Origin of the sequence: Novosphingobium fuchskuhlense, from assembly GCF_001519075.1 — a bacterium.
GTDB lineage: Bacteria > Pseudomonadota > Alphaproteobacteria > Sphingomonadales > Sphingomonadaceae > Novosphingobium > Novosphingobium fuchskuhlense.
Window position 1 is genome coordinate 1,004,878 of the sequence record NZ_KQ954244.1, and the last position, 11,179, is coordinate 1,016,056.

Below are 11,179 nucleotides of genomic sequence, written 5' to 3' on the forward strand. Positions count from 1 at the left end.
CCGGCGCATGGCGCCCCGTCCGTCCCGCCGTCTGCTGCGTCGCGGTCTTTCCCCGACGATGCTGCGGGTGGTGAGCGCGATCTTCCTGTTGCAGCTCGTCTCCAGCGCGCTGGTGATCGTGTTCCTGCGCGGGCAGATGCTCGATGTGGTGCGCCTCGATCGCCAACGCCAGGTCATCGACGTGCGTGACGACCTGCTGGCCGCCTACTATGACGGTGGGCGCGAGGAACTGGCGGAGTTCATTACCGCGCGGCGCGGCAGCGCAGCCGATCCGGCGGTGTTCATTGCCCTGATCGGCAAGGGCACACCCGTGCTCAGCAACCTCGTGCGGGTTCCGGCCATACCTCTGGCGGCGCGGCCGCAGCCTGTCGTCGTCCGGCGCGGGCCGGACCAGCCGCCGAGCGAGGGGCTGGCGCTGGTCGGCCAGTTGCCCGATGGCGAGCGTCTCGTGGTGGGCGTTGTCAGCCTCACCGAGCACCGCATCGATGTCGCTTTCGCCGCCACCGCCGAACTGACCATTGCCGTCGCCGTGCTGATGGCGCTGCTCAGCGCGGCTGTCGTCGGGTTCGTGATCAGCCGGCGCACGCACCAGATCGCCGAAACCGCGGCGGAGCTCGCCTCGGGCAACTTCGGCGCGCGCGTGCCGATCGAAGGGACCGGCGACGGCTTCAATCACTTGCGCCAGCAGATGAACCTCATGGCCGAGCGCATCGGCGAACTGGTCAGCCAATTGGGCGCGGTCTCGGGCGCCCTGGCCCATGATCTGCGCTCACCGGTCACCCGTCTCTCGGCCGCGCTCGATCTTGCTCTGGCGCGCGTCGAAGAGTCGCGTGCGCTCGAGGCGCTGCAGGCTGCGCGCGCTGATGCCGATGCCTTGCGCGCCATGCTGGAAACAGCGCTGGAGATCAGCATGATCGAAGGCGGCGCGGTGGAAGACCGTCGCTGCCCGCTCGATCTCGCGGCGGTGGCGGAGGATCTTGTCGAACTCTACGATCCGCTCGCCGAACAGTCCGATGTGCGGCTCGAAACCCGGCTGGAGCCGGTGACTGCCGCTGCCGACCGCGAACTCGTCTCGCGTGCGCTGGCCAATCTCATCGACAATGCGCTCAAGTATGGCGGCGACACCGTCGTCGTCAGTACCCGGCATCGACTGGATGCTGACGGCGAGAGCTGGGCAGAGATTGCCGTGGAGGACAACGGCCCGGGTATTGCGCCCGCCGACCGGGCCCGCGTGGTCGAGCGCTTCGTGCGGCTTGACGATGCACGGACCCGGCCGGGCGGAGGGCTTGGGCTGGCCATGGTCGCCGCAGTTGCGCGGCTGCATGGCGGCCATTTCGTGCTTGGCGATCCGGTCGAAGGCGGCCCTTCAGGCGGCAAGGGCCTGGTCGCCACCCTGCGCCTTCCCGTCTGACGCCCGCCCACCTGAAACCTGCTCGCCCGAGACCTCACCGCCTGAAACTTGACCGGCCGAGACGCGGCCCGTCCGCTCCAGCTTGCCCCAGCCGATGCCGAGGCCCTGCAGCGCCGCGCCCACCGCGCGGATCACCACGCTGTACATCAACTGGCGGTAGACGAAGCGCTGGCTCAGCAGCAGGATCGGCGGGAAGCGCTTCTCGCGCACGTCGAGCCGGTAGGCGACCCAGCCGCAAACAAGGTCGATTGCGGTGAACACGGCCCAATAGGCACCCATGCGCAGCACGTCGGTCTGCGTCTGGGCCCAGCCATGCTGCATGATCCTGAGCGCGGTTCCGGCAATCGAGACGCCGAGTGCCAGATCGATCAGCGGCGAGATGAGCGCAAAGAGGATCTGGAACAGCCAGGCTTGCGGCATGCCGACGAACGCGAGACCCACAGGCTTGCGCTGCCACAGCACCGAGCGGTGCTTCCACAGGCATTGCAGCGTGCCGAAGGCCCAGCGGAAGCGCTGCTTGGAAAGCGCGGCCAGCGTTTCGGGCGCTTCGGTCCAGGCAACCGCGTCTTCGTCGTAGCACACCTTCCAGCCCTTGCGCTGGATGGCGATCGTGAGGTCCTGATCCTCGGCCAGGGTATCCTCCGGATAGCCGCCAACATCGTTCAGCGCCGCCCGCCGCCATGCGCCGACCGCTCCCGGTACGACCATGATCGCCCCGAAGCGGGTGAGCGCGCGGCGTTCGATGTTCTGCGCGGTGATGTACTCGACCGCCTGCCAGCGGGTGACGAGATTGACCCGGTTGCCGACCTTGGCGTTGCCCGCCACAGCGCCCACGCGCCCGTTCTCGAACCAGCGCACCAGCCGCGCGATCGTCTGCGGTTCGAACTGCGTATCGGCATCCAGCGCGACGACAATCTCGCCGCTCGCCACCGCGAGCGCGCGGTTGAGCGCCGAGGCCTTGCCGCCGTTCGCCATCGTCATCAGCCGCACTTGCGGGTGGTCTCCGAAGGCGGCGGCAACGATCGCGCTCGTGCGGTCCTTCGAACCGTCGTCCGCCACGATCACTTCCATGTGCGGATAATCGCTGGCGAGAATGCGGTGGATCGAGCTCTCGATCACACGCTCCTCGTTGTAGGCGGGGATGATCACGCTGACCAAGGGCTGGTAGCCGTTGTCGAGTGCCGGGACTTTCCGCCGGTCAGGCACGAGTGCGAGGCCGGTCAGGCCCAGCGCCCGGATCACGCCCAGCGCAATCGCGAAGAAGAAGCTCCAGTTAAGCGCGGCCAGGAGCACGGCCAGCACCGAGAAGATGGTGACATCGACACGCACGGCGGCAAGGTCCCAGCCCTTGACCTGCGGCATCACATCGTCGCGCTTGAGGCCGGCCAGCGTGGATGCCGGGACGAGCCGGTAGCCGTCGGCCTCGAGCCGTTCGATGATCCGGGGCAGCGCCTCGACAGTCTGCTGGCGGTTCCCGCCGCCGTCGTGGAGCAGCACCACATTGGCGCTGCGATCGGGCGTGGCATGTTCGACCGCGTCCACGGTGCGGTTCACGATGTCGTCGGCGCTGCGCTTCATCCAGTCGCCCGGGTCGGCGTGCAGGCCGACCACGGTGTAGCCCTGCTGCTGTGCGATCAGCGCCGGTCCGATCTCGTCCGAGGTGGTCGGCTCGGCGTCGCCGAAATAGGGCGCACGGAACAGGCGGGTGGAGCGACCGGTATAGGCCTCGATCAGGCGCTGCGTGGCATTGAGTTCCAGCTTCACGCCAGTTGTGGAATCCTCCGCCATGTTGGGGTGCGTGTAGCTGTGGTTGCCGATCTCGTCCCCGTCGGCCACCATGCGCTGCAAGGTGCTGCGCCCGGCGACACCGTTCTCGCCGATGATGAAGAACGTCGCGGGGACATGGTACCGCTCGAGCACCGAAAGGATTTCGGGCGTGTACTTGGGGTCCGGCCCGTCATCGAATGTCAGCGCGACGAGCTTCGGCCGGTCGCCGGTGCGGCGCACGACATAGGGCGTCGGCAGGCTGGCATACCGTTCGTCGTCGATCAGCTGGGGCTGGCCGATTCCGGCCGCCGGGAAGTGCAGTTGGCGCGAGCCTTCCTGCGGCGTCGCATCGATCCGCAGGATCTCGCCGTTGCCTTCGACGTCGACGTTGTTGGCCTGTGCGATGCGGCCAAGGTCGGGGCGTTCGCCATGCCCGTCGCGCCAGGCCTTGAGCACATTCCAGAAGCCGGGATCCTCCGAGCCAAGCCGCCACAGCGCGACCGACCCGACGCCAAGGCGCGAGAGCATCTGCATCTGGTTCCAGCTGGAAGCGGCGTCCAGCATCCACACCTGATGCCGGTCCGGCGGTGTTGCCGCATTCTCGTCCGCGTCGTCGAGATAGCCGAAGCCGGTGTTGCCGCTGGCCTTGTCCCACGTCGGGATCGTGCCGCTGTCGTGCGCGGACAGCCATGCTTCCTCGACGGTCTGCACATCGGCATGGTTGCCATGCCAATCGTAGGCATAGTTGCCGAGCGCGACGATCACCTTGTTCGCGGCCAGGCCCTTGAGCTGCTCTGCGAGATGGCCCGCGAACCAGCCGTTCGAGGCGATCGGCCCTGGCTCGCCGCCCTGCCAGTGCTCGTCATAGGCCATCAGCACGACCTTGTCGGCCACGCTCGCCAGCCGCTTTGCCGACCATTCGGCATCATCGATCGGCATGGTCACCGCCACGACGCGGTGCTTGGGCGCGAGGCGCGCGTGGAGATCCGCCACGAAGCCCTGCAGCGCGGCGATGCCGGGCTTCGGGAGGTTCTCGAAGTCGATCATCACGCCGCCATCGCCCGACCGGTCGAGCGCGGCATCGATCTGGCCGACCAGCGCCGCGCGCCGCGCCGCATTTTCCATGACCGCGGTCGCGCCGGCGCCGTCCCACTTTGCGTTTGCGGCGTTCTGGAGCACCGGCACCACAAGGGGCCGGTGCAGGGCCGAGGCTAGCACGCGGCGCATCGGCGCATCGTCGGTGACCACCAGATTGCCGCCATTGCCGAGCGAAAACAGGGTGGGCGCCACCCAGTCGAGCTGGCCGATATGGCGCTGCAGCGTCTGCGCGCTGCCATCGCTCCACGATGTGTAGAATCCCACGGCGAGCGCCTGCCCGCCACTGCGCGGTGCCGGCGCGCCGCGGCGGCCAAACAGCTGGCCAAGCCGCTGCGAAATGCGGCTAACCTGTGTCTTCAAGGGGAACGGGGCCTGGCGTTCGAAGCCCAGCGGGAGCGGTGCGGCGGGCGGAACCGCCACAACCGTTGTCGCGAAGACAACGGCCGCCAGGAGCAGCACGACAAGCCCTGCGAACGCGCCGCGGCGTGTCAGGCGGCGGCGGCGGCCGGTGGGATCGAAGAAGATCGGACGAGACACCTTGCGTTTCCCCAAAATGCGCACGGCCGACAGCAAGTCAGCGCGCAAGAGGCAGTGCTCATGCGCGGGCTGGGTCTGCGTCAGCCGGCTGGGTGACGATGGGTGCCGGACCGGAAATCGGAACAGGGGACCGTCACGTCACGTTTCCCGTGACAGGCACCCATCGTCGAGACCCCATCTAGGGCTGCGCGTCCGTCCCAGGTGTGAGCAGAACATTACGCTTTGGCCATTTTCGCTAAGTGCCCGGACCACAAGGACTTGCCCGCATGACCATCTGGGCCGCACGGCTGCACGCCGCCAAGGGCAGGACCATGCTTCCTTCTCCCACACGCCGGGCTTCCCTCGATCATCTGCGCCGCTTCGTGCCGCGTGCCGGTGCGTCCTACGCTGCCGGGCGCAATACTGATCCGGGGCCGGGGCGGCCCACCGCAGTGTCGCGCCTTTCGCCTGCCGTGCGCTACCGGCTGGTGACCGAGCAGGACGTGGCGGCCGAAGTGCTCGGACGCCACAGCTTTGGCGCAGCGGGCAAGTTCATCCAGGAAGTCTGCTGGCGGACGTACTGGAAGGGCTGGCTCGAATTGCGGCCCTCGGTCTGGCGTCGCTATCTGGTAGATCTCGATGCGGCGCGCGATGCCATGGGCGGCAGTGCCGATCTGGCCCACGCCGTGGAGGGGCGCACCGGCATCGATTGCTTCGATGCCTGGGCACGTGAACTGGTGGAGACGGGCTACCTCCACAACCACGCGCGGATGTGGTTTGCTTCGATCTGGATCTTCACGCTGCGCCTGCCGTGGGCGCTGGGCGCGGATTTCTTCCTGCGCCACCTGATCGACGCGGATGCCGCCAGCAACACGCTTTCATGGCGCTGGGTGGCGGGGCTGCAGACGGCGGGCAAGACCTATCTCGCGCGGGCGGACAACATCGCCCGCTACAGCGAGGGACGCTTTGCGCCGCAGGGGCTTGCACAGGAAGCCGCAGCGCTGACCGAGCCGCCGGTCGGGCCGGCCGGGGTGCTCGCCGCACTTGCCCCACCCGATGGCGCGGCGCCCAGCCTGCTGCTGGTGCATCACGAGGACTTGAACCCCGAATCGCTGTTTGCTGCCGATGCGCCGGTGCGGGGCGTGCTCGCGGTGTGCGATCCCGCGCTGCTTTGGGGCGAGGCAGCGCGCCGCTATGTGGGGGAAGCCGCTGCCGACGCCGCGCCGCGAGCCGCTGCCCATCATCGCTGCAGCAGCATGCTGGCGGACCGGTTTGACGCCGAAACGGTGATCGCGGCTGCGCAGGCGGCTGGCGCGCGGCAGGTGCTGACACCCTATGCCCCGGTCGGTCCGGTCGCCGATGTGCTTGCAGCGCTGGAGCCGGAACTGGCCGCCGCTGGCCTCGTGCTGCGTCCGGTGCGGCGGCGCTGGGATGCCGCCCTGTGGCCCCATGCGCGGCGCGGCTTCTTTGCCTTCGATGCCGAGATCGAGGGGCACCTGCGCGCCGAGGGCATGCTGTGACAAGGCCGCTGCAGGTCGTGTGGTTCAAGCGCGACCTGCGCATCGCGGATCATCGTCCGCTGGCTCTTGCCGCAGCGCAAGGACCGGTCCTGCCCCTGTATATTGCCGAGCCGGGACTCTGGGCCGAGGAGGATGCCTCCGCCCGGCAATGGGCCTTTGCCGCTGAAAGTCTGGTCGAATTGCAGGCAGCTCTGGCCGCGCTCGGTCAGCCGCTGAGTGTGGTACGGGGTGACGCGGTTTCGATCCTGCGCAAGATCCACGCACGGCATGGCATCGCCGCGCTGTGGAGCCACGAGGAGACCGGCAATGGCTGGACCTATGCACGCGACAAGGCGGTCTCGGCATGGGCGCACGAAGCCGGCGTTCCGTGGCACGAGGTGCCGCAGACCGGGGTGATCCGCCGCCTCAAGTCCCGCTACGGCTGGGCGCGGGCATGGGATCGCCGCATGGCCGAGCCGTTGACCGCGCCGCCAACAGCGTTGGAGCCGCTTGGCCGAGAGTGGCCCACCCGCATTCCCGCGGCGTCCGATCTCGGCCTCGCACCCGATCCCTGTCCCCACCGCCAGAGCGGTGGACGCGCGGCGGCCCTCGCCACGCTCGCCAGCTTTCTCGAAAAGCGCGGGCGCGATTATCGCTGGCAGATGTCGAGCCCGGTCACCGCCTTCGATGCAAGTTCGCGCCTTTCCCCGCACCTCACGTGGGGCACGCTTTCGATGCGCGAAGTGGCGCAGGCCAGCCAGGCGCGGCTGGGGGGGCTGCGCGCAGAGGAGAGCGCAGGCGCGCGCAGCTGGCGCGCTTCGATGATCTCGTTCACCGGCCGCCAGCACTGGCACTGCCATTTCATGCAGAAGCTGGAGGATGAGCCGCGCCTCGAGTTTTCAAACCTCCACCCCGCCTACAATGGCCTCCGCCCCGATCTGCCCGATGCCGAGCGGCTGGTCGCCTGGTGCGAGGGGCGCACCGGCTATCCCTTTGTGGATGCCTGCCTGCGCGCGCTGGATGCCCACGGCTGGCTCAACTTCCGCATGCGTGCGATGCTCGTCTCGTTCGCCAGCTACCAGCTCTGGCTGCCCTGGCGCGCGACCGGGCTGCATCTCGCGCGGCAATTCGTCGATTATGAGCCGGGCATCCACTGGAGCCAGGTGCAGATGCAATCGGGCACCACGGGGATCAACACCATGCGCGTCTACAATCCCGTCAAGCAGGGCCACGATCAGGATCCGGAAGGGGTGTTCGTGCGCCGGTGGGTCCCTGAACTGGCGCAGGTGCCGGCCCCGCTGATCCACGAACCGTGGCGGTGGGACGGCGCGGCGGGCCTCGCCTATCCGCCGCCGATTGTCGATCACGTGAAGGCCGCCGCAGCCGCGCGCGAGGCGCTGCATGGCGTGCGCAAGGGCGCGGGCCACCGCGTGACGGCCGGCCGGATCGCCGAGAAGCATGGCAGCCGCAAGGCCGGGATGCCGATGACGGGTCAGAAGTCGCGCCGCCGCGCGGCTACTTCGCAGCTGGCGCTTGATCTGTGAGCCGGCTCATTCTTGTGCTGGGCGATCAGCTCAGCCCTGCGCTGTCCTCCCTGCAGGCGGCGGACAAGGCGCGCGACCGCGTGCTGATGGTCGAAGTCAGCGAAGAGGCGACCTATGTCCGCCACCACAAGAAGAAGATCGCCTTCCTGTTCAGCGCCATGCGCCACTTTGCCGAGGAACTGCGCGCAGGCGGCTGGACGGTCGATTATGTGACGCTGGACGCGCCCGGCAACACCGGCAGCTTCTCCGGCGAAGTTGCCCGCGCGGTGGCGAAGCATGGCCCCGAACGCATCCTCGTCACCGAAGCGGGCGAATGGCGCGTCGCGCAGATGATCGCAGGCTGGGAAGCGGCGCTGGGTCTGCCGGTAGAGGTTTTGCCCGATACGCGCTTCGTATGCCCGCTCCCGGTGTTCCGCGACTGGGCCGAAGGCCGCAAGGCCCTCAGGATGGAATACTTCTACCGCGAGATGCGGCGGCGCACCGGGCTCCTCATGGACGGCGACAAGCCCGCCGGCGGCGAGTGGAACTACGATGCGGAAAACCGCAAGGCCGCCGCGCCCGACCTGTTCATGCCGCGTCCGCCGGTTTTTGCGCCAGATGCGATCACGCAGGAAGTGATTGCGCTGGTCGCAGGCCGCTTTGGCAACCACTTCGGCGATCTCGAACCTTTCCAGTTCGCTGTCACCCGCACCGATGCCGAAGCCGCCTTCACGGCCTTCCTGCAGCGCGCATTGCCTCGCTTCGGCGACTATCAGGACGCCATGCTGGAGGGCGAGCCGTTCCTCTATCACGCCGTTATCGCACAGTATCTCAACTGTGGCCTGCTCGATCCGCTGGAGGTGTGCCGCGCGGTCGAGGCCGAATGGCGGGCAGGCCGTGTCCCCCTCAATGCCGCCGAAGGCTTCATCCGCCAGATCATCGGCTGGCGCGAATATGTGCGCGGGATCTACTGGCTGACGATGCCCGGCTACGAGAAGCGCAACTTCCTCGAACACACGCGCCCGCTGCCGGCCTTCTACTGGACGGCCGAGACGGATATGGCCTGCGTCCGCGCCGCTGTCACGCAGACGCGACAGCACGCCTATGCCCATCATATCCAGCGCCTGATGGTCACCGGCACGTTTGCGCTGCTCGCCGGGATCGACCCGCACGAACTCCACGAATGGTATCTCAGCGTCTATGCCGATGCCTATGAATGGGTAGAGCTGCCCAACACCGTCGGCATGAGCCAGTTCGCCGATGGCGGCCTGCTTGCTTCCAAGCCCTATGCCGCGAGCGGGGCCTATATCAACCGCATGTCGAACCACTGCGGCACCTGCCGCCATGATGTGAAGCAGCGCACTGGACCGGATGCCTGCCCGTTCAACCCGCTCTACTGGGACTTCATCGCGCGGCATCGCGAAAAGATCGGCGGCAATCCCCGTATGGCGCAGATGGTGCGGACGTATGACAAGTTCGCCGATGCGGAGAAGGCGCGGATTGCCGAGAGCGCGAAGGCGGTGCTGGCGAAGCTCTGACTGTTCGAAATTATCGAACACAGGCCCGCACATCTTCTGCCTGTTGCGAAAGGTCATGACCCCCTAAATTGGGTGCATGAAACAGCCCGTCTTCTTCCTCTCGCATGGCGGCGGCCCCTGGCCGTGGCTCGATGGTCCGTTCCGCGAGGGCTTTGCCTGGCTCGAGGCTTCTTTGAAGGCGCTCCCGGCGCAGCTGCCTGAACCGCCCCGTGCGGTGCTGGCCGTCTCGGGCCATTGGGAGGAGGCGGAATTCACCGTGTCCAGCGCCGCGCAGCCGGGCATGGTCTATGACTATTACGGCTTTCCCAAGCACACCTACCACATCTCCTATCCCGCACCCGGCGACCCGGCCTTGGCGGCGCGGGTGCGCGCGCTGGCGGCGGCTGCCGGGATCACTGTGGGCGATGACCCTGCGCGCGGGTTCGATCACGGCACCTTCTCGATGATGCAGCCGATCCGCCCGCAAGCGGACCTCCCCGTCGTCAGCCTCTCGATGAAGGTGGGCTACGATCCCGCCGCGCATCTGGCGCTGGGCCGCGCGCTCGCGCCGCTGCGCGAGGAAGGCGTGGTAATCATGGGTTCCGGACTATCCTACCACAACTTGCGCATGTTCGACGCGCGCGCCGCCGAGCCTTCGCGCCAGTTCGACGGCTGGCTGCGGCATAGCCTGCTCGATCTGGACCCGGAGGCCCGCGCCGCTGCGCTGCTGCGCTGGGAACAGGCCCCCTATGCCCGAGTGACCCACCCGCGCGAGGATCACCTGATCCCGCTGATGGTCGCGGTGGGCGCCGCGGGCGGCGATCCGGGCGTGTGCATCTATTCCGAAAACGACCTGCGCGGCGGCATCACCGCCTCGGCCTATCGTTTCGGCGAGGACGTGACGCCGACGGGGTTCGACAAGCTCGCCGCCTAGGTTTTGTTTCTAGGGCCAGTGGTTAGGGCCAGAGGCTAGGGATTGCATGCCTCGCAGTGCATCGGATCGGCCGTTGCAGCGCGGACCGGGCGCTCCTCGGTGTATCCGCAGCCTTCGCAGGTCCAGACCTCGGCGCGGGTCTGCGGTGTCGGGCTGGCGCACCATGCACAGGGCAGCCCAGCGGCTCGTTTCGTGATCGCGAAGCCGGGCCAGGCGCAAATCGGGCAAAGGCTGCGCGAACGGCGCACAAGATCGAGCATCGCGCGCCTGATCGCGCGCATGCGGCGCGGATTGCGGTGTGCGCGCATGTCGGTCTCGATATGCGCCTCGCCTGTCAGCGCGAGAATGCGGCCCAGTGCGGTGCTGAGGCTGGCCTCGGTGTCGATGGCCTTGAACAAGCCAAGCTGCGGCGCGGGCTTCCCGTCCGACACGCCCATCACGATCACGCCATGCGCGGGAAATCCGGCGCGTGCCGCAAAGGCGAGACCCGCCTCGATGTCAGCCACTGTCCGATGCGCGAAGTTGGTGGCCATCGTCGCGTGATGGCCAATCAGTTCACGGCCGCTCGCCCGGTCGATCAACAGCACGAGTTCCCTGTCCAGCGCGGCGAATGGCAGGCCCGGATGGGGGCCGAAGCTGCCTTCGCTGGCGATCCCCACCCGCGCTTCGGGATGCAGCCTGAAGGCCGCTGCAATCTTTGCGCGCGCCGCATCGCGCGGCGTTCCAGCCCGCTCGATCTCGCGGCTGAAGGTGCCGAAGGCATCGGTATCCAGCCCCGTTGCCACCGCCACATCGAGGCCCAGGAAGCGCCCGGCAAGGGGAGCGATTGCCCGCTCCTTGCCGTGCATCGTGGCCAGTATGGCTTGTGCCCCGTTGCAGAGATCGCCCCAGGGTGGGGGGAGGACCGCCATGGC

Annotated in this window: 7 protein-coding genes; 5 read left to right on the forward strand and 2 right to left on the reverse strand. The window is 67.9% G+C overall.

Annotated features, from left to right (window positions below; genetic code table 11):
* Positions 1 to 7: 7 nt before the first annotated feature.
* Positions 8 to 1,411, forward strand: a complete 1,404-nt coding sequence (locus AQZ52_RS04555) for a HAMP domain-containing sensor histidine kinase (RefSeq protein ID WP_240481450.1) — start codon at positions 8 to 10, stop codon at positions 1,409 to 1,411.
* Here AQZ52_RS04555 and AQZ52_RS04560 read toward each other — a convergent pair.
* The gene (locus AQZ52_RS04560; protein WP_082697551.1) at positions 1,367 to 4,813 is read right to left on the reverse strand and encodes a trifunctional glycoside hydrolase family 18/polysaccharide deacetylase/glycosyltransferase family 2 protein; all 3,447 of its coding nucleotides are present in this window, start codon (positions 4,811 to 4,813) and stop codon (positions 1,367 to 1,369) included. The two genes, AQZ52_RS04555 and AQZ52_RS04560, sit on opposite strands and share 45 nt — an antisense overlap.
* Positions 4,814 to 5,079: 266 nt before the next feature.
* Here AQZ52_RS04560 and AQZ52_RS04565 point away from each other — a divergent pair, with 266 nt between their 5' ends.
* From AQZ52_RS04565 to AQZ52_RS04580, 4 genes are all read left to right on the forward strand, one after another.
* Positions 5,080 to 6,312, forward strand: coding sequence for an FAD-binding domain-containing protein (locus tag AQZ52_RS04565; protein ID WP_067906776.1), 1,233 nt, complete (start codon positions 5,080 to 5,082; stop codon positions 6,310 to 6,312).
* Positions 6,309 to 7,835 (forward strand): FAD-binding domain-containing protein, encoded by a 1,527-nt coding sequence (locus AQZ52_RS04570; protein ID WP_067906778.1) that lies wholly within the window; start codon positions 6,309 to 6,311, stop codon positions 7,833 to 7,835. Before AQZ52_RS04565 ends, AQZ52_RS04570 begins: the two co-directional genes overlap by 4 nt.
* Positions 7,832 to 9,352, forward strand: coding sequence for a cryptochrome/photolyase family protein (locus tag AQZ52_RS04575; RefSeq protein ID WP_067906780.1), 1,521 nt, complete (start codon positions 7,832 to 7,834; stop codon positions 9,350 to 9,352). Before AQZ52_RS04570 ends, AQZ52_RS04575 begins: the two co-directional genes overlap by 4 nt.
* Before the next feature lie 76 nt (positions 9,353 to 9,428).
* Positions 9,429 to 10,265 (forward strand): DODA-type extradiol aromatic ring-opening family dioxygenase, encoded by an 837-nt coding sequence (locus tag AQZ52_RS04580; RefSeq protein ID WP_067906782.1) that lies wholly within the window; start codon positions 9,429 to 9,431, stop codon positions 10,263 to 10,265.
* 35 nt (positions 10,266 to 10,300) lie between these two features.
* Here the strand turns inward: AQZ52_RS04580 and AQZ52_RS04585 are convergent, their stop codons facing one another.
* Complete coding sequence (locus AQZ52_RS04585; RefSeq protein WP_067906785.1) at positions 10,301 to 11,176, reverse strand: DUF6671 family protein; 876 nt, start codon at positions 11,174 to 11,176, stop codon at positions 10,301 to 10,303.
* Between the last annotated feature and the right edge of the window lie 3 nt (positions 11,177 to 11,179).